General features: G+C 67.9%; 18 protein-coding genes. 11 read left to right on the top strand and 7 right to left on the bottom strand.

Going from position 1 to position 18,952, the window contains the following annotated elements; translation table 11 throughout:
• Nucleotides 1-38: 38 nt before the first annotated feature.
• Nucleotides 39-1,430: an outer membrane protein assembly factor BamB family protein gene (locus ACWDXS_RS10715; RefSeq protein WP_449964368.1), complete on the top strand. Its 1,392-nt coding sequence runs from the start codon at nt 39-41 to the stop codon at nt 1,428-1,430.
• Complete coding sequence (locus tag ACWDXS_RS10710) at nt 1,427-1,765, top strand: hypothetical protein (protein WP_449964366.1); 339 nt, start codon at nt 1,427-1,429, stop codon at nt 1,763-1,765. The genes ACWDXS_RS10715 and ACWDXS_RS10710 overlap by 4 nt, the downstream gene beginning before the upstream one ends.
• A gap of 22 nt (nt 1,766-1,787) precedes the next feature.
• Here the strand turns inward: ACWDXS_RS10710 and ACWDXS_RS10705 are convergent, their stop codons facing one another.
• Nucleotides 1,788-2,465 (bottom strand): TetR/AcrR family transcriptional regulator, encoded by a 678-nt coding sequence (locus tag ACWDXS_RS10705; RefSeq protein WP_449964364.1) that lies wholly within the window; start codon nt 2,463-2,465, stop codon nt 1,788-1,790.
• Between the two features lie 95 nt (nt 2,466-2,560).
• On the opposite strand from ACWDXS_RS10705, the gene ACWDXS_RS10700 reads away from it, so the two are divergent.
• Together ACWDXS_RS10700 and ACWDXS_RS10695 are read left to right on the top strand one after the other, a co-directional pair.
• Entirely contained in the window at nt 2,561-3,853 is a 1,293-nt protein-coding gene (locus ACWDXS_RS10700) for a lipase family protein (RefSeq protein ID WP_449964362.1), read from the top strand.
• Nucleotides 3,847-5,400, top strand: coding sequence for an AMP-binding protein (locus ACWDXS_RS10695; RefSeq protein ID WP_449964359.1), 1,554 nt, complete (start codon nt 3,847-3,849; stop codon nt 5,398-5,400). The genes ACWDXS_RS10700 and ACWDXS_RS10695 overlap by 7 nt, the downstream gene beginning before the upstream one ends.
• A gap of 244 nt (nt 5,401-5,644) precedes the next feature.
• Here ACWDXS_RS10695 and ACWDXS_RS10690 read toward each other — a convergent pair whose 3' ends face one another.
• Nucleotides 5,645-6,796 carry an epoxide hydrolase family protein gene (locus ACWDXS_RS10690; RefSeq protein WP_378991514.1) on the bottom strand — a complete coding sequence of 384 codons (1,152 nt, stop codon included), beginning with the start codon at nt 6,794-6,796 and terminating at the stop codon, nt 5,645-5,647.
• Between the two features lie 63 nt (nt 6,797-6,859).
• On the opposite strand from ACWDXS_RS10690, the gene ACWDXS_RS10685 reads away from it, so the two are divergent.
• Complete coding sequence (locus ACWDXS_RS10685) at nt 6,860-7,822, top strand: helix-turn-helix transcriptional regulator (protein WP_449964356.1); 963 nt, start codon at nt 6,860-6,862, stop codon at nt 7,820-7,822.
• Nucleotides 7,823-7,840: 18 nt separating this feature from the next.
• Here ACWDXS_RS10685 and ACWDXS_RS10680 read toward each other — a convergent pair whose 3' ends face one another.
• Nucleotides 7,841-8,536 carry an alpha/beta hydrolase gene (locus ACWDXS_RS10680; protein WP_378991512.1) on the bottom strand — a complete coding sequence of 232 codons (696 nt, stop codon included), beginning with the start codon at nt 8,534-8,536 and terminating at the stop codon, nt 7,841-7,843.
• A gap of 112 nt (nt 8,537-8,648) precedes the next feature.
• On the opposite strand from ACWDXS_RS10680, the gene ACWDXS_RS10675 reads away from it, so the two are divergent.
• A complete protein-coding gene (locus tag ACWDXS_RS10675) occupies nt 8,649-9,626 on the top strand; it encodes a cupin domain-containing protein (protein ID WP_449964353.1) in 978 nt (325 codons plus the stop codon).
• 52 nt (nt 9,627-9,678) lie between these two features.
• On the opposite strand, the gene nrdF is transcribed toward ACWDXS_RS10675, so the two are convergent.
• Complete coding sequence (gene nrdF, locus ACWDXS_RS10670; protein ID WP_056812336.1) at nt 9,679-10,641, bottom strand: class 1b ribonucleoside-diphosphate reductase subunit beta; 963 nt, start codon at nt 10,639-10,641, stop codon at nt 9,679-9,681.
• A 393-nt stretch (nt 10,642-11,034) separates the two neighbouring features.
• Between nrdF and ACWDXS_RS10665 the strand changes: the two genes are divergently transcribed.
• From ACWDXS_RS10665 to ACWDXS_RS10655, 3 genes are all read left to right on the top strand, one after another.
• Nucleotides 11,035-12,021: a hypothetical protein gene (locus ACWDXS_RS10665; RefSeq protein ID WP_378991510.1), complete on the top strand. Its 987-nt coding sequence runs from the start codon at nt 11,035-11,037 to the stop codon at nt 12,019-12,021.
• Between the two features lie 19 nt (nt 12,022-12,040).
• Nucleotides 12,041-12,985 carry a hypothetical protein gene (locus ACWDXS_RS10660; RefSeq protein ID WP_449964350.1) on the top strand — a complete coding sequence of 315 codons (945 nt, stop codon included), beginning with the start codon at nt 12,041-12,043 and terminating at the stop codon, nt 12,983-12,985.
• A 136-nt stretch (nt 12,986-13,121) separates the two neighbouring features.
• A complete protein-coding gene (locus ACWDXS_RS10655; RefSeq protein ID WP_378991508.1) occupies nt 13,122-14,102 on the top strand; it encodes a peptidase in 981 nt (326 codons plus the stop codon).
• Here the strand turns inward: ACWDXS_RS10655 and mgtE are convergent.
• Nucleotides 14,099-15,547, bottom strand: a complete 1,449-nt coding sequence (gene mgtE, locus ACWDXS_RS10650) for a magnesium transporter (RefSeq protein ID WP_449964347.1) — start codon at nt 15,545-15,547, stop codon at nt 14,099-14,101. The two genes, ACWDXS_RS10655 and mgtE, sit on opposite strands and share 4 nt — an antisense overlap.
• Before the next feature lie 361 nt (nt 15,548-15,908).
• Complete coding sequence (locus tag ACWDXS_RS10645; protein WP_378991506.1) at nt 15,909-16,484, bottom strand: TetR/AcrR family transcriptional regulator; 576 nt, start codon at nt 16,482-16,484, stop codon at nt 15,909-15,911.
• 80 nt (nt 16,485-16,564) lie between these two features.
• Between ACWDXS_RS10645 and ACWDXS_RS10640 the strand changes: the two genes are divergently transcribed.
• Nucleotides 16,565-17,251 carry a DUF899 family protein gene (locus ACWDXS_RS10640; RefSeq protein ID WP_449964344.1) on the top strand — a complete coding sequence of 229 codons (687 nt, stop codon included), beginning with the start codon at nt 16,565-16,567 and terminating at the stop codon, nt 17,249-17,251.
• Here ACWDXS_RS10640 and ACWDXS_RS10635 read toward each other — a convergent pair.
• Nucleotides 17,230-17,757 carry a hypothetical protein gene (locus ACWDXS_RS10635; protein ID WP_378991503.1) on the bottom strand — a complete coding sequence of 176 codons (528 nt, stop codon included), beginning with the start codon at nt 17,755-17,757 and terminating at the stop codon, nt 17,230-17,232. The genes ACWDXS_RS10640 and ACWDXS_RS10635 overlap by 22 nt on opposite strands.
• Before the next feature lie 185 nt (nt 17,758-17,942).
• Between ACWDXS_RS10635 and ACWDXS_RS10630 the strand changes: the two genes are divergently transcribed.
• Nucleotides 17,943-18,935 carry an LLM class F420-dependent oxidoreductase gene (locus ACWDXS_RS10630; RefSeq protein ID WP_449964340.1) on the top strand — a complete coding sequence of 331 codons (993 nt, stop codon included), beginning with the start codon at nt 17,943-17,945 and terminating at the stop codon, nt 18,933-18,935.
• Nucleotides 18,936-18,952: the final 17 nt, after the last annotated feature.

The raw sequence follows: 18,952 nt of genomic DNA, 5'->3' as shown, positions 1-18,952 counted from the left end.
AGGACGCGACTCTGTCGCACCATCGCTGGGGAGGGCCGATGAACAACAGCCGCACTACGTCTTTGCCACGGCTACCGGACTGTTCGCGGCTGGCAACGTCGACCGCAGCCCTCGGTACCGCGGTACTGATCGGTGGCGTCACGCTCGGCCTCTACAGTCGGTTCCTCGCCGCGGCGAACCCGGTCACGCCACAAGACGATGCTCCAGCCGAGCTACCCGATGCCCTGGGAATGTCGGCCATCGTGGTCGGCGGCGCGGCACTGCTCGTCGTCGCTGTCGTTCTCCTGGCGGCGCGACGACTGCGCGCCGCAGGTTTCGGCAACCCCGGCGTGACGATATATCTGGTCTCGGCCGTCGCCATCGGGCGCACAGTGCAACTGCACGTTCCGTCCGTCACGGAGCAGATATTCGAGCACTACACAGCCTTTCCCCGGCTGCCCACCGCGCTCGCCGCCTGGGTTCTCGTGTGCCTCGGCATCCTTGCCCTCTGCTATCCCCTCACCATCGCACCACGTTTCACACCGACGACGCGCACGATCGCGGTGCCTGCCACGATCGGCCTGCTGCTGTGCGCACTTGCCACCAGCGCGGCGCTGTGGGCCGGTGACGACGACCGGTCCGTCGACCATCGCACCGCCGCTTCGGTCGTCGCACCGCCGATCCCGAATCGACTGGGACAGGAGCGATTTCGCATGGACCTGCAGGAAGGAAGCAGCACAGTCGTCGGTGGTCCCGGCTTCGTCGTCGGCACCACAGCCGGCATCACGGCCTATGACGGAGCGACGGGCACTGTCCGCTGGAACTACCTACGGCCGAACGCCGCCGAAAGCGGTGTTTTCCACCGCGCGGAAAACCTGCTGTCCATCCCGGCCGAGAATGTTGTCGTCACCAGCTGGAACCACCTGGGGTGGATCGCATTCGACGCCACCACCGGCGAAAAGCTCTGGACCGAATCCGAATTCGCCGATGACAGCCGATCCGAGATGCGAGTCGCCCGAGGCTTCGGCACCGCCGGCGAAACCGCGCTTGCCTTGGTCGATGACGAACTCTTCGGCGTTTCGCTCGGTAACTTCGCCCGGTACGACGCTCGCACCGGGCGACACATATGGTCCGAACCTGCCCCACCCGAGGGTTGCGCCAAGAAGGGGTCGCAGATCGCGGTCACCGCCCCCGCCGTCTACCACGTCCTGATCTGCCGCAATGCGGAGTCCGCGTGGACCACCGTTCTCGCACTCGATCCCGCTACCGGCACGCAGATCGCGAAGCGGGATCTCCCCAATCCCGACCCGATCGCGCACCGACGGTTTCCGTGCGCAAGGACGCGCTGTCGGTCGACTGGCGCTACCGGAACGCACCGCTCGACCACCTGGTCGTCACCTCTCCCGAACTGCTCAGCATTGCCGCCGTCACAGCCGGCCATGTCGAGGTGATCGCCCTCGATCCCGCGACCGGCACGGTCGTCACCATCTCCGGGGATACCGGAATCACTCTGTCGGAGGGTGGGGATCCAGCTCGGTCACGGGCCGACCCCGTAGCACGATCGGTCAGCCTGAAACCGTCCGACTCGATGCTGCTCACCGCAGAACTGGTCACTGTCAGCGGGGAGCAATTGCGTACCTGGCGGCGAGAAGACCTCGCCGAGAACCCATCCCCGGTACCCCTCGGATCCGGACAGGCTTCCCAGATCATTGCCGCACCCGGCATAATCCTGGTCCCCTTCACCGACAAATCCGCAGGCCGACAGCTGATCGGATTCGCGCCCTGACCACAGGCGCCACACAGCGACCTCAGCGCCCTGAACGGTCCGCGGCGGCGGCCAATCCCAGGTGCACGATCTCGATGAAGGCCGTGAGATCTCTGATCAGGACGTCGATGTCGCCTGTCGCGCCCGCGTCGGTGTGGAGCCAGTCGGCGACGGTTTCGAACAGGCCGCCGATCGCGGAGACAGCGAGGGCGTGCAGGTCGACGCCGATTCCCACGGGGGGCACGAATCCGTATTCGCGCCACAGGGTTTCGAGGAACTGGGCGGCCCAGCGGCGGTTGACGCGCCGCTGCTGTTCAACCTTCGCCGAAATGCCGCTGGCCTCACCGAAAGTCACCTTCGCTACCCGGGGGTCGTCGACCATCGAGTGGGCGAAGGCGCCGATCACGGCGGCGACCACCTCGTCGCGGGTGCCCGGGGATTCCGACAGCGCGGTGGCGACCCTGTCCTGCGCGCGTTCGCTCTGCTGCTGCAGCAGCGCCAGATAGCAGTGTTCTTTGCTGTCGAAGAGCTCGTAGAAGGCCTTGTTGCCGACGAAGGCGGTCTGGCAGATCTGCTCGATCGCGGTGTTGACGTAGCCCTCGGCGGCGATCAGGTCGAAGGCGGCGGCCAGGATCTGTTCGCGCCTGCGCGCGCGGCGCTGTTCGGCGTCCAGGCCCTGGATGCGCCGGGAGCGGACTTGGCTCTTGTCGGTCGACGTCACGCAGCTCAGCCTACAGATTGCCGAATATAAACAAGAACTCTTGTTCCCAACAAGACGTCATGCTGTAATCAGCATCATCTATCGAAGGAGATGCCATGCAGCGCAGCACGGCCACCCGCCGGTCGCCCCGGCTCCGACGGCTCGGCGCCCGAGCCCTGCCCCTGCTCGCGATGACGGCGCTGGCGGCAGGGGGTCCGGCGGGCGCCCAGGATTTCGAACTGCCGCCACTGCCGAACGAGGCGCAGGTGTATCCGGCGGTCGTGCCGATCCCCACACCGCAGCACGACCCCTGGTACGCCGATCCGGCCGACCTCGCCGGCTACGCCAACGGCGACGTGATCCGCAGCCGGGTGGTGCAGACCCACGTGCTCGGCCTCCCGGCTCCCGTCCACACCACCCAGCTCCTGCTCCGCAGCTCCGACGTACACGACAACCCGCTCGCCACCGCCACCACCGTGCTGATGCCGGGCATCCCGTGGCCGGGTCCCGGTGCGCGCCCGCTGATTTCGTATCAGGAGGCGATCGACAGCCTCGGCCGCCAGTGCAATCCGTCCTACACCCTGCGCGCGGGCATCCAGAAGGAGGTGGCCATCATGAGCCAGTTCCTTGCGGCGGGCGCGGCCGTGGTGGTCACCGATTTCGACGGCACAGAGAACACGATCATGTCGCCCAGCGAGGGCCGGATGGTGCTCGACGGCATTCGCGCGGCCCAGCGCGGCGGTCTTGGGCTCGACGCCGCACCGGTGGGGCTGTGGGGCTATTCCGGGGGCGGCAACGCGTCCGCCTCGGCCGCCGAGCAACGCCGCCACTACGCTCCCGAGCTCGACATCAAGGGCAGCGCGCAGGGTGGAATCCCCGGCGACAAGGTCGCGATCGCCCCGTTCGCGATCTCGGGACAGCAGCCGCAAGCCAACTTCACCGGCTGGCTCGCCGTGCTCGGACTGGCTCGCGAATACCCCGAATTCGACGCCCAACTACAGCGATACCTGACTCCGGAAGGCCGCCGAGTGGCCGACGACCTGCGGGAACGTTGTCTCTACACCTCCGTGGCGACCACCCTGCTCCGCCCGATGACGCAGTACCTGACCGATCCGGAGGCCGCGCTGGCCGCCGCGCGACCCGCACTGTCCGCCGCGAGTTTCGGCAGACCCGAGAACACCCCCGATATGCCGCTGCTGATGTGGCATTCGACCACCGATCAACTGCTGCCCGCCGAACTGGCGATCGACAAGATCGCCGCCGACTACTGCGCCCGCGGCGTGAACATGCGGATGATCCGGGTGCCGTTCTCCGAGCACATCAGCGCCGAGATCGTCCCCGAACTGGGCACGGTCGCCTGGTTGCTCGCGGTCACCGCGGGCGCCGACCCGGGGCCGCGAGTATGTTGAGCGCCGCCACGACCTCGCTACGCCAGATCCGCGCCCTGGCACGGGCCGGGATCATCGATCCGCGTCGCCCCGCGCAGATCCTGCGCACCGCCCGCACCATGCGCGCGTTCGGCCCGATCGCCGGTGGAATCCGTTCCTCGGCGCGCCGCGCACCCGACCGCATCGCGCTGATCTGCGACGGCGAGCGGATCAGTTACCGGGAACTCGATCGACGTACCGACGCACTCGCGGCCACCTGGCACGCCGGCGGCCTCGACGCGGGTGACACGGTCGGCGTGCTCTGTCCCGACGGAGTGCGGCTCGTCGAATCCATGGCCGCCACCGCGAAACTCGGCGCTCGACTGGTGCTGCTCAATACCGGCTTCGGCGCGGCGCAGTTGCGTGACGTGCTGGACCGGGAGAGGGTCAGCGCCCTCGTGCTCGACCCCGCCCTGTCGACGATGGCTCAGGATCTACCCGAACGGATAGTCCTGCTGGACAGCGTGATTCGCTCCGACGCCCCACCGATCGGCACCCCCGCACAGCAGGGCGGTTTCGTCCTGCTCACCGGCGGCACCACAGGGACGCCCAAGGGCGCACCACGGCGAGTCGAATCACCCTTGGCCGCCGCACAATTCGTCGACCGGGTCCCGCTTCGACGCGGGCAGACGGTGCTGCTGTGCGCGCCGCTGTTCCACGGCACCGCGCTGTCCCAGTTCATCCTCTCGCTGAATCTGGGGTCGACGATCGTGCTGCACGGCAGGTTCGACGCCACCCGCGCGCTCGCCCAGATCGCCGAGCATCGCGCCGACATGGTCGTGCTGGTACCGACCATGCTGCGCCGCGTCCTCGATCTGGGCCCGAAGTCGTTGTCCACCACCGATACCAGCTCCCTGCGAATCGTGTTCACCGCCGGAGCGGCGTTGCCGTCGGCGTTGGGCACCAGGGCGATCGATACCTTCGGCCCGGTGATCTACAACTTCTACGGCTGCACCGAGACCGGTACGGCCACCATCGCGACCCCGCGAGACTGGATCGACGCACCGGGCACCGTGGGCAAACCCCCGGTCGGGATCACCGTCGCGCTCTACGACGCCGACGGCACCCGGATCACCGAGCCCGGCGCGGTCGGCACCGTCTACGTGGGCAACACCATCGCCTTCGAGGGCTACTCCGGTGGCGGGTCCAAGCAACTCCGTGGCGGTTTGATGAGCACCGGCGATCTCGGTCATTTCGATTCCGGCGGAAGGCTTTTCATCGACGGACGCGATGACGACATGATCGTCTCCGGCGGTGAGAACGTCTTCCCCGGCGAGATCGAGGACCTGCTCTACCGGCACCCGTCGATCACCGAAGCGGCCGTGATCGGTGTCCCCGACGAGGAATTCGGTCAGCGGCTCGCCGCGTTCGTGGTGCCCGCGGGCGAGATGGACGCCGAGACCGTGCGCGACTACGTGAAAACCCATCTCGCCCGTTTCAAGGCTCCCCGCGACGTGTTGTTCGTCGACGAACTGCCCCGCACGCCCACGGGCAAGATCGATCGCCGCGGTCTGGCCGCGCTCGGCTGAACGGACCAGGCGGCGCCGACGAGGGGTCGACGCCGCCGGCTCGATCGAGAAAACCACTGGTAGACGGCCGATTGCTATCATGGCCAGCAGTGCTCCATGACGTCGCGACGCCGCTCGGCCACCCAGCGCCCGAGGAGGAACCATGGCTCAGCATTCCGATGATCGAGTCCCACCCGCATCCGACGACGCCGCCGATCTCGACCTGCCGTGGGCGCCCCGCGACCACCGCCCTGGGACCGCTGACTCAGCGCAGTCCGCGAAAGAACGCGCGGATGTCGCCGACCAGCAGGTCCGGCACTTCCATCGCCGCGAAGTGGCCGCCTCGATCGAACTCCGACCAGTGCACGATGTCGGCGGCGGCGTAGCGCCGGATCGCGATGTCCTCGGCGAAGACCGCGACGCCGACGGGCGTGGTCAGCGGCGTGGTCTCCCTGGAGCGGACGTGGGTGGCCTCGTAGTACAGCGCGGCCGATGAACCCGCGGTGCCGGTGAGCCAGTACAGCATCACGTTGGTCAGCAGCCGATCCCGGTTCACCGCGTCCTCGGGCAGGCCCGCGGCCGGGAACGTCCACTCCTTGAACTTCTCCACGATCCACGCGAGCTGGCCGATCGGCGAATCGTGCAGGCCGTAGGCCAGGGTCTGCGGGCGTGATGCCTGGATCGTGAAGTAGCCGTTGCCCTCGCCCTTGAACCGGGCGAGGCGCTCCAGCCGGGCGAGCTCGGCGGGCGTCATCGTCGCCTTCTCGTCGTCGGAGACCGGGCCGAACGGGATGTAACCGAAGGTCGCGGCATTGACGTGCACGCCGATCACCTTGTCACCGCCCGCGCGCCCCACCTCCGGCGTGACGAACGCGCCCCAGTCACCGCCCTGTGCGCCGTAGCTCTCGTAACCGAGCCTGCTCATCAACTCCACCCACGCCTTGCCGATGCGCGCCGGATCCCAGCCCTCCTCGGCGACCGGACCGGAGAAGCCGAAGCCGGGCAGCGACGGGATCACCAGGTGGAAGGCGTCGGCCGGATCGCCGCCGTGGGCCGCGGGGTCGGTGAGCGGACCGATCACATCGAGGAACTCGACGACCGAACCCGGCCAACCGTGCGTGAGGATCAGCGGCGTGGCGTCGGGATTCGCCGAACGTACGTGCAGGAAATGGATGCGCTGGCCGTCGATCTCGGTGGTGAACTGCGCGAACTTGTTCAGTTCCGCCTCGGCCGCGCGCCAGTCGTAGGAGGTGCGCCAGTATTCGGCCAGCTCGCGCAGGTACGCGACCGGCACACCGCGACTCCACTCGGCGCCGGGCTGCTCCGCGGGCCAGCGCGCGTCGGTCAGCCTGGCCTGCAGACAGTCCAGCTCGGACTGCGGGATGTCGAGGTGAAACGGGATGATCTCGTTGCTCATGAGGACAACGTTATGACCACAAGCGGACACCTTCTGTCCTATAGAACTGGCAGAGTCGAATTCGTGAAAGAAACTTCGGCGCGGCTGCTTCGGCTGCTCTCGCTCCTGCAAACCCGGCGCGAATGGTCCGGCGACGAGCTCGCCGCGCGCCTGGACGTGAGCACCAGAACAGTGCGCCGCGATGTCGACAAGCTGCGCGCGCTGGACTACCCGGTCCGCGCGGTGAAGGGCATCGACGGTGGGTACCACCTCGAGGCGGGCGCGCAGCTGCCGCCGTTGCAGCTCGACGACGAGGAAGCCGTCGCGATGGCGATCGCGCTGCGCACAGCGTCGATCAGCGGAGTGAGCGGCATCGGCGAGACCGCACTCAGCGCGCTGGTCAAACTCGAGCAGGTGCTGCCCGCGCGATTGCGGCACCGGGTGCACGCCATGCAGGTCTCGAACGTCCAGACCCCCGGCCGGGCTCGCGTCGATGTCGATCCGGCGGTGTTGTCCGCCATCGCGGCCGCGTGCCGCGACCGTCAACGCCTGCGATTCGACTATCGCAGCGGCGACCGCGAATCACGTCGCGAGACCGAACCGCACGAACTCGTCACCTGGGGCCCACGCTGGTACCTCGTCGCCTGGGATATCGACCGCGACGACTGGCGCACCTTCCGCGTGGACAGAATGCAGCCCACCATCCCGGTGGGCCCGCGGTTTTCGCCGCGCGAGATCCCCGGTGGCAACGCGGCGCAACACGTGGCGAAAGGTGTCGCCCAACTCTGGCCCTACCGCGCCACCGTGCGGCTACACGTCCCCGCCGACTCCGAACAAGCGCGCTCGGCCGCCACCTACGGCACCATCGAACCGATCGACGCCGACACCTGCCGCCTGGAGATCGGCGCCGACAACCCGCGCGGCCTGACCTTCCTCCTCGGCGCCCTCGACACCGATTTCGACATCGAACGCGGCCCCGAACTGACCGAGCACCTACGCCGGATCGCCGCCCGCTACTCCCGCGCGATCAGCGTGGCGCCGGAGTAGCGATGCGACGAAGCCGGGTCAGCCCGCGATGTCCAGCGCGGCCGCGTCGATCAGATCCACGACCGCGCCGGGCTGCGAGGCCAGCGAGGCATGGCTCGCGGCGAGTTCGATGGTCTTGCGCGGGTTCATCCGCGCGGCCATCCGCCGCTCGTTGTCGGGGTGGATCATCCGATCCTCGGTGGACACCTGGTACCAGGTGGGCTTCACCTTCCAGGCAGGCGCGGTCACCGTGTCACCGAACGTCGAGCCGAGTGGCGCCTTCTGCGTCACGGCCATCACCAGCGCTTCCTCGGAAGTCAGGTCCTGGCAGAAGCTTTCGTGGAACTTGTCCTGCGCGATCCACAGGTAACCGTCGGAGTCCGGCGCGATGTTCGCGAACGCGGCGGGCGGCAACTGCTCGCTGATCGCACCGGGGCTCTCCCCCGCATCGGGCGCGAAGGCCGCGACGTAGACCAGGCCCGCCACGTTGGGCAGATCACCGGCTTCGGTGATCACCGCGCCACCGTAGGAGTGACCGACCAACAGCACCGGGCCGTCGATCTGCGCCACCATTTTCCTGGTGCGCTCGGCATCGTCGGCCAGCGAGGTGAGCGGGTTCTCGACCGCGTACTGCCCCGGATAACCGCGTCGGTTCAATTCCACGATCACCTTCGCCCAGTGCGCGGCGCCACCCCAGAATCCATGGACCAGAACGATTGTCGGCTTGGCAGCCATTGCGAGGCCTCTCTCTCGGTCGGATTTCTCGCCTGCCGGATCGGCCCGATACCGCGGAGCCGATTGACGCGACGAGCACCATTGACGATATTTGGATGATGAGGCAAATACCATGACCGAAGACCCGGTATATTTTGCCGATCAACCGATCGTCGGTGATCCCCTCGCGCGAGACACCACCCTCGACGCCCTGTCGGACATCCTGCACACCGTCCGGCTGCGCGGCGATCGGCTCATCCGCTGCGCACCCCCGGCACCCTTCTCGATCGGGCTGCCCGGCGGCATCCGGCTGCTGCACATCGCCGAACGCGGGGACCTCGAGCTCCGCGTGGGCGGCCGGTCCTACACCCTGCGTGACGGTGATATGGCGCTGCTCGCGCGCGGCGACCCGCACGTGATCTCCGTGGGCACACCCTCGGTGCCCGCACGCGGGCTCACCGCCGCCGACAGCGTCCGCCGCGTCACCGAACTCGCCGATCCGGCGGCGCCACGCTGGGTCACCGGCACCTTCGGCGTCGAGGAGGCTATCGCCGATCCACTGCTGTCGGTCCTGCCGCCGGTGGTACTGATCCGGGCGGGAGGCGACGACCGTGATTGGCTGACGCCGAGTCTGCACCTGCTCGTCGTCGAGATCACCGACGCCAGACCAGGTGCCGCAGTGATGATCTCGCGCATCCTGGACCTACTGTTCATCCACGCGCTGCGGGCCTGGTCCGCCGACGACACGACCGCGCCCGGATGGCTCACCGCCGCCCTCGACCCCGCCCTCGGTCCGGTACTCACCAGGATCCACAACAATCCGGACCGCGCGTGGCCGATCGCCGAACTCGCGGCCGAGGCCGCGATGTCGCGGTCCACGTTCACCGATCGGTTCACCCGGCTGCTCGGGCAGTCACCCGGCGCCTACGTCACCGACCGGCGCCTCGAACACGCGGCCCGCCTTCTCGGCTCGACGGCCGAACCGGTCGGCCGGATCGCCGGCGCCGTCGGCTATCACTCGGAAGCCGCGTTCAACCGCGCTTTCCACCGCCGGTTCGGCATGCCACCGCTGCGGTGGCGCAAACGCGGTCAGCCGAAGACCGCGCCATAGACAACGACGGCGCACCCGAACAGGTGCGCCGTCGTTCACAGTACTGGTGCGCTCAGAACTCCCAGTCCTCGTCTTCGGTGTTGATCGCCTTACCGATGACGTAGCTGGAACCCGAACCCGAGAAGAAGTCGTGGTTCTCGTCGGCGTTGGGCGACAGGGCCGACAGGATCGCCGGGTTCACCTCGCACTCGTCCTTCGGGAACAGGCCCTCGTAGCCGAGGTTCATCAGCGCCTTGTTGGCGTTGTAGCGCAGGAACTTCTTGACGTCCTCGGTGAGGCCGACCTCGTCGTAGAGGTCCTGGGTGTAGTCGACCTCGTTGTCGTAGAGCTCGAAGAGCAGCTCGAAGGTGTAGTTCTTGAGCTCGTCGCGCTCGGCCTGGGAGACCAGCTCGAGGCCCTTCTGGTACTTGTAGCCGATGTAGTACCCGTGCACGGCCTCGTCGCGAATGATCAGCCGGATCATGTCGGCGGTGTTGGTGAGCTTGGCCCGCGAGGACCAGTGCATCGGCAGGTAGAAGCCGGAGTAGAACAGGAAGCTCTCCAGCAGCGTGGAGGCCACCTTGCGCTTGAGCGGGTCGTCGCCGTTGTAGTAGCCCAGGACGATCTCCGCCTTGCGCTGCAGGTTGCGGTTCTCCTCCGACCAGCGGAAGGCCTCGTCGATCTCCTTGGTGGAGCACAGGGTGGAGAAGATCGAGCTGTAGCTCTTGGCGTGCACCGACTCCATGAACGCGATGTTGGTGTACACCGCTTGCTCGTGCGGGGTGATCGCGTCGGGGATCAGCGAGACCGCGCCGACGGTGCCCTGGATGGTGTCGAGCAGCGTCAGGCCGGTGAAGACCCGCATCGTGAGCTGCTTCTCGTCGGGCGTGAGGGTGTTCCAGGACGGGATGTCGTTGGACACCGGGACCTTCTCGGGCAACCAGAAGTTGCCGGTCAGCCGATCCCAGACCTCGGCATCCTTCTCATCGGGCACCCGATTCCAATTGATGGCCGACGCCCGATCGATGAGCTTCATTCCGCCTCCACACCTTTCCGCCAGACCTGTTGACCCGCACCCGCCGCCGTGCGCGAAGCCCTTCACCCACAAACACTACTCGTAGTGGGTGACAACCTCGGGGAGCACTACAGCTTGTGTTGCGGCGCGCGGAACTCGACCCGACCGGCCGAACACCCACACCACACACGCGGCCCCCATTGTGCGGCACGATCGCGAACTCACCACCATCGCATCGCCAGTGATTCGCCACATGTGTGCCGGCACCCGCCGCACCGGTGAGCGCCGCCACTGCCCGGCGCACCCTGGCCCGGTGCGGATCCGGGGCGCCGATTCCGGCACACTGGGCATTCGACAGGGCTCGAACGTGAGCCGGAGGGAGGCGGGAGTCGTCCCGCGCGAGGGGGATTGTCGATGCTGTGGCGTCGTTGCGCGGTGGCCGCCGCTGTCATGATCGGGCTCACCGCCTGCCAGGAGGAGCTGCCCGGGCACCGGCCGGTCACCCCGATCGAGGCGGCGTCCGCGATGCCCGCGTACTGGAAGACGGCGCCGACCTCCGACGATCAGCGCCTCGAACTGCTGCGCCGGCTGCGCGCGATCGACCCGTGTGCGCTCATCCCCCGGACCGACCTGGCGAAGATCGGCACCTTGCTCGCGGTCGAGAACGACGGCCCGAACAAGTGCGAAGCGACGTTCGACTCCACCGAGAGCGGCAAGGGCACCTCGGTCAGCTGGGCGATCGGCGTCGCGCCGACCGGGTACGGCTGGGGACAGTCCCGGCGCGAGGAGGTCGACGGCATCACCGTCGGCGTTCTGCGCGATCTCGACAACGGCCCCCAGGTCGAAGGACAGCTCGACCGAAGTTGTCTCGCCACCGCGGCTTTCGCCAATACGACCACGCTCCCGGTCCACGTGCGAACACCACTGGGCACCGAACCGTGCCCGGCCGCCCAGTCCGCACTGGCCCGCGCGATGGGCGGACTCGCCGCCGAACCAGCACAGGGCACCTCCCCGGACACCCCGCGGACCGCGCTGCACGGCAAGGACCCGTGCGAGGTCGCCACCGCGCTCGACACTGCGGTCACCGTCCTCGACCTACGGATATGGTCCTGCCAGTTCACTTTCCGAGGTGCGGCCATCGATGTGGACTACGGCTACGAGGCGCGCGGCTACGCGGACACCGGCAAGTCCCTCTTCACCGTCAACGGCCACACAGGGTACGGCCCCAGCGACGACACGAGCGAATACGTCTCGTACACAGCGATAGTCGGCCCCAGCCTGCCCGGTCCCGGATCCGAGCTGATGGGCCCCGCCGTCCCCACCATCCGGGTCTTCGGCACGGACCGTGCCGCCCTCGAATCCGTCCTCCGTTCGACCACCGAACTCTTCCCCGCCACCTGACCGGACAAGGAGAACCCCTGTGCGACAGCTCATCCTGATCGCCACCGCAGTGCTGACGATGGTCGCCTGCGGAAGCGAACCCGCACCGGACTCCATGCCCGAGGGTGGATTCTGGTCCACCGCAGCGGTTTCCGACCAGGAGAAGGTCGCGGTTCTGCGCAAGGTCAGGGCGATCGATGTGTGCGCGCTGCTCCCCCGCGTGGCACTGGGCACCCTCGGCACCGTGCGCGACATCGAGAACGTGCATCCGAATCAGTGCCGGCTCAGTATCGCCGTGCCGGGGCATCTCACCGGCATCGACGCGACCTGGAGCACCGGGGTGATGTTCGAGGGCGAGCCGAGCATGGACGGCCCGGTGGACGAGGAGTCGATGGGCGACGTGCGGGTGCTGTTCAACGACGAGCCCGCCGCGTCGGATGATCCGCAGGTGCGCGGGGCCTGTCAGGCGTGGGCGCGGTTCGTGGCGGGCGCCGACCTGTCCTTCAGCGTGCGGGCGCCGCAGGACGCGTGCGCGACGGCGAAGACGCTGGTGCGGATCGCGTTGACCGAGTGGCGCGAGGAGCCGCCCCAGGGTTCCTCGCCGGATTCGGATCGGGCGGTGATCACCGGAGCCGATCCGTGCGCGGTCGCGCCGTTGCTCGGCGTTCGGGTGCCGGTGGCCGATCAACGCGTCACCACGTGCAAGATGAGCGTCGACGGGCACGACGCGATCGTCACCTTCGACTACAACGAGGAACGCTCGATCATCGACGACACCCCGGCCTTCACCGTGGGCTCGCGCCAGGTGTACCGATTCGATACGGCCCAGGCCGACATGGCGTCGCTGTCGGCCGTCGTCGGTCCCGGACTCGCACCGGGACCGACCGACGCCCTGCTCGGTCGGCGCGTGCCGACGGTCTCGGTCACCGCCCACTCGACGATCGCGGAGAAGGTCATGCGCGAAACCTTGCCGTTGGTTCGCTGACACCTGAGCGCCGGTGCGATGACGACAACGTTCTGAGAACGACCTGGCGTGATGTTTGCACGAGAGTTGCCGTCACGGGCAGACTCGGTGGTCGGGCGCGGGTCCGGGCCCGTATCTGTCGAGGACAGGGGTGCCGATGGATCGCAGGATGGCGCTGGCCGCTGCCGCGTTGCTCGTGTGCGCCGGATGCGGGAGTGACGACGCGGGCAACCCACCCGATTACGGGGAGCTGCCGCCGCCGCCCGCACCGGTGATACCCGCCCAGCCCCCCGAGTTCTGGTCGAAGGTCCCCCAGGATTTCGCCCAGCGAGCCGAGGTCGCCCAGGCGACCCGCCAGGTCGATGTCTGCGCGCTGCTTCCGCGCGACACGCTGGCACGGCTCGGCGAGGTCAAGAGCGTGACCGTCGGCCTGGATTCGTGCCGGGCCATCATCGGCAGCGACAAAGCCGGTGAGGGCTCGACCCTGACCTGGCACGCCACCCTGCTGAGCAGCCTGTCGGCCGGTGGCCGGGGCACCACGCGGCAGATCGGCGACGCGAACGTCCGCACGGTCCCCGACCGCGATACGGGTGAACCGCGCGCCTGCGGCGTGACCGCCCAGTTCCCGTCGAGCGCGGCCTTCTATCTCGGCCTTTCCACACCGGGCAAGAACCCGTGCGCGGTCGCCGACGAACTCGTGCCCGGCATGATCGAGCGCTGGCGTCAGTCGCCGAAACAGGGCACCTCCCCCGACACCGCGCCGACGGTGCTGCTCGGCGCGGATCCGTGCACGGTCCGGGGCAGACTGGCCGGCGCCGTCCCCGACGACGAACAGCGACTCACTCAGTGCCTGTTCGGTTATCGCGGCGAGAAGATCACCGTGAGCTACGAGTACCGCGTGCCCGAGTATCTCGCCGCCAACAGCACCGAGGACCACATCAACGGCCGCACCGTGCACCGCTCGGTCTCGGTGTACGACAGCTCGATCCCGATCTACACCGCGGCCGTCGGCCCGGAACTGCCCGCCGAATCCACCGTTTTCGGCAGGCGCATCCCCGTGGTCGAGGTGGTCGCCGCCACCGACGACGTCGCGAAAGACGTCATGGCACAGGCGCTCACGCTCTTTCCGCAGCGTTAGATCCCCAGCACGAGCTTCGCGGTCGTGAAGTAGATGATCAGCCCGGTCGCATCGACCAGGGTGGTCACCATCGGCGCCGACACGACCGCGGGGTCGATCCGGAACTTCTTGGCCAGCAACGGCATCGTGCCGCCGATGGTCGCCGCCCAGCCACAGATGACCACCAACGTGATGGCCACGACGATGGCGATCTTCGGCCCCACGAACACCGTGCCGATCAGCAGCCCGGCCGCGGCCAGCATGCTGCCGAGCACCAGCCCGACCCGGCATTCGCGCCAGATCACCTTGAACAGGTCCGAGACCCGCACCTCGCCGACGGCCAGCGCGCGCACGCACGCCGTCGCCGCCTGCGCACCCGCGTTGCCGCCCGCGCCGATCAGCAACGGGATGAACAGCGCCAGGCTCGCGGCCTGTTCGAGCGTCGTGGCGAACATGTCGGTGACACTCACGGTCAGGGTCGCCGCGAACAGCAGCAACATCAACCACAGCGCCCGATACCGCGCCAGCTGGAACACCTTGGCGGCCATGTAGTGGCCCTCCCACGGCGCCGAACCGGCCTGCTTGGCGACGTCCTCGCTGTCGGCGGCCTCGAGCACCTCCATCGCGTCGTCGATGGTGAGCAGCCCGACCACCCGGTCCTCGCTGTCGACGACCACCAGGTTGATGAGGTTGGTGGAACTCATCAGCCGGGCGGCCTTCTCCGCGGCATCGGTGGCCCGCACGAACGGCGGCTCGGTGACGACGAGCTCGGACACCATCGCGTCCGGCGCGTGCAGCACCAGCTCGCGCAGTTCGACGATGCCGGTGAGGCGGCGGCCGCGATCGACCACGGGCAGCGTGTAGACCGTTTCGGCGTTGGCGCCCTTGGCGCGCACAGAACCCAGCGCCTGCGCGACGGTCAGATTGTCCGGCAGCGCAACGACTTCCGGCGTCATGTACAGCCCGACCGAGCCCTCGGGGTAGCCGAGCAGCGTGGCGGTCATCCGGCGCTCGCGCGGGCTCAGCCCGGCGAGGACCTTCTTGGCGACCTTGGCGGGCGCTTCGTGCAGCATGCGGGCGCGGTCGTCGGGGTCCATCGCCTCGACGAGATCGCGAAAGCTCTTCTCGCGCAGGCCCTGCAGGATCTGCTGCTGGTCGACCGGCTCCAGCTCCTCGAACACGCTGAGCGCGCGCTCCTTGTCGAGCAGCCGGAACACGACACCGGCCTGCACGGCGTCCATGCGGGCCAGCGCGTCGGCGATGACGTGCGGCGGCCGGTTGTCGAGCCAGTCCAGGCCGCCACAGACCCGGTGGGTCTCGACGATGTCGCGTACCGATTCGGACAGGATCGCGAGCGCCTCGGTGACAGCGTGGTCTTCCACCGCCGCGCGGCGTGGTGAAACCACTTCGGGCACAACGGTTTCGGTGGGCACATGACGGGTGGTGACGAGATCGACGTTCGACATGATCGAGTCCTCTGGCGTGACAGCGCGCACGCCTGCGGCACGGACAGCTACAGGATGCGCGAGAAGTGGAACGAGTGACGGTGGTTCACACCGCGGGGCGTCCACCACCGAGGCCGGCACGCACAGACCGGACCGAGCAGGTCAGGATCGGCAGTACGAGGACGAAGGGGTGACGCCGCGCGGCCTTCGACTGGGAGGTTCGTTGCGCATTGCAACCCCACCTCCTCGCAGTCGCCGCGGGTGATCGCTCCGCGGATCGCTTGGAGTACCCACTCGGGCACACCCTTCCACTGATGAGACTACATGCGAGGGCCGATCGTTTCACCTTCAGCTCGCGTACCACTGGTCACAGTGATACCGATCACACCACCGACGGCAGCCCCGCGATGACCGTGTCGACGGCCTGCTCGGCGAGCGGCCACAGTTCGGCGCGGTCCAGGTGCCGCAACGGCCCGCGCAACGCCAGTTCCGCGAATCCGTGCACGGTGGACCAGCAACTCCAGGTCGCACCCGCACGCGCCGCCGGAGCGAGCTCGCCGATGTGCACCATCATGTCGAGCGCGTCGGCGAGGGCGAGGTAGGCGGGCGAGTCGACGACCGACTCGGGCGAGGTGTCACCGGCACCGAAGAACGCGACCGCGAACCAGCCGGGCTCGAGCAGCGCGAACCCGATATAGCCGAGACCGACCGCGCGCAGGCTCGCACGACCGGTCGCGGGGCCGCGCTCCATCCCCTCGGCCATCCTGGACTCGATCGCGTCCGAGACCGCGCGCAGCAGGGCACGCCGGTCGGGAAAGTGCCGGTAGGCGGCGTTCGGTGTGACGCCGACCTGGCGGGTGACCGCACGGATGGTCAAGGCGCCGGGGCCGCCGGCCCTGGTGAGTTCCAGCCCGGCCTCGACCAAGGCCGCCGCGAGGTCACCGTGGTGATAGGCCAACTCTTGAAGCCCCTTTCGCCGGAGTGTACGGTGTGAACATATCAAATGTGCACGCCGTACACATTGAAGGGTGGCTCACCATGACCGCATTGCCCACCATCGTCGATCAGGACGTCTGGCAGGCCGAACTCGATCAGCTCCGGATCCGGGAGAAGGCCGCGACCCGCGAACTCGACGCCGTCGCCGCCCAGCGCCGGCGCATGCCCGCCGTCCGCCTGCCCGACTACACGCTCACAGCCGAAGACGGCAGCGGCGTTTCACTCGCCGAGGTCTTCGACGGACACTCGCAACTGATCACCTATCACCACATGTGGACACCGGGAAACACCTGGCAGTGCCCCGGCTGCACCGGCCTCACCGCGCAGTACGCGCGACTGGACTTCCTCGACGGCTACGACGCGCGATTCGTCATCGTGACGCAGGGGCCGATGGACGAGGCACTCGCCTACAAGAAGCGCGTCGGCAACGCGATGACCTGGTATTCGACCGCCGACAGCCCGTTCGGCGCCGAAATGGGCGCGGGCCCCGGCGCGGGTTTCGCCGTGAACACTTTCCTGCGCGACGGCGACACCGTCTACCGCAGCTGGCACACCGACGGCCGCGGCACCGAACAACTCGCCTACACCTTCGGCCTCATCGACGCGCTTCCCTACGGCCGCCAAGAGGAATGGCAGGACAGCCCCGAGGGCTGGCCGCAATCACCGACCTACAGCGGGTGGCCGAGCAGCAAGGACATCGCCGCGTCCTACGGCGATCCGAGCGTCTGACCTGCGAGATCCGCGCCGACCGCACGCTCGACCGCGGGCCAGTCGGGCGTGTGGGTCAGCCACGACGGGATCGGCCCGGTCTGCGCGCCGAACAAGTACAGCCTGGGCACCAGATCGCGCAGGGTCGCGTGCACTTCGAGCCGGTCGTCGATCATGTGCGTGATGCCGAGTTCGGCGCAGTGCGGCGCCTTGCCCGCGCGAGTTCTGCAGAAGCGCAAGTGTTCTCGGGCAATGCCGGTGCGGGCGGCGAAGTCGTGATGGTCGAGCCATTGCCTGGTGCGCTGTTCGATGCGCGGGCCGCATTTCGAGATCACCCAGGCGTTGCCGTCGAAGCGGCTCACCAGCCGGTTGAGCACCGCGAACGCGTCGGGACCGGGTGGAGTGCTCATTGCTTCGTCGAAGCCGCCCGACAGGAATACGGTGTCCGCGGCGCCCGGTGTGAGCGCGGCCCCCTGAATCACTCGGCCGAAGTCGACGCCGAGGCGGGGTAGCGAAATATTGTTCATACGTCTGCAAGCATGCCCGGGTTTTCCCCGCGTGCCAACTGATTTTCGGCGCATAACGGCCGGTCCAGGGTTCAGCGCGGTGCGCGCACAATAGTTGCCTGAGCGCGTAGAAGTGGAACAGTGGATCTCGACAGCCGCGGCGTGTGGCGCGCCGCTCGAGTTCCATTCACTCCAGGAGAAAACCTGTGCGCTTCGGCATCTTCGTTCCCCAGGGCTGGCGGCTAGATCTGGTCGGTATCGAACCGGCCGACCAGTGGTCGGTGATGCGCGAACTGGCCCAGCGGTTCGACGCGGGCTCCGACTGGGAGTCGATCTGGGTCTACGACCACTTCCACACCACGCCCGTTCCCACCGACGAAGCCACCCACGAGGCGTGGACGTTGATGGCGGCGTTCGCGGCCACCACCTCCCGGGTGCGGCTGGGCCAGATGTGTACTGCCATGAGCTACCGCAACCCCGCCTACCTCGCCAAGGTGGCAGCCACCGTCGATCTCATCTCGGGTGGCCGGGTGGAGATGGGCATCGGCGGCGGCTGGTACGAACACGAGTGGCGCGCTTACGGTTACGGCTTCCCGTCCGCCGGTGAGCGCCTCGGCCGCCTCGACGAAGGTGTCCAGATCTTCCGCGAGGCGTGGAAGACCGGCCGAGCGACCCTGGACGGCAAGTACTACCAGGTCGACGACGCCATCGTGCACCCACGACCGTTGCAGGAGAACGGGATTCCGATCTGGATCGCCGGTGGCGGCGAGAAGAAGACCCTGCGCATCGCCGCCAAATACGCTGACTACACCAACTTCAGCGGCGACCCCGACGAGTTCGCCCGCAAGTCCGACATCCTGCGCCAGCACTGCGAAGAGGTCGGTACCGATTTCTCCGCCATCACCCGCAGCTCGAACTTCAACGCCATTGTTGGTACCACCGAAACCGAAGTGCAGGAACGACTCTCGACCATCGTCGACCGATTCACTCCCTTCCTCGGCGCCGATGAGGCGAAAGCCCGTGTGCACGAACAGTTCGCGACCAGCGCGGCGGTCGGCACCCCGGAACAAATCGTCGAACGCCTCACGAAGGTGAAGAACCTCGGCCTCGCCTACACCATCGTCAACTTCCCGGAAGCCGCCTACGACACCTCCGGCATCGAACTCTTCGAACGCGAGGTGATCCCGGCATTGGCGTAATCCACGGCCGGTCATAA

The organism is Nocardia sp. NPDC003183, from assembly GCF_053590715.1.
Note: the sequence above shows the minus strand (reverse complement) of the source record. Positions and strands in the feature narration are given on the sequence as shown.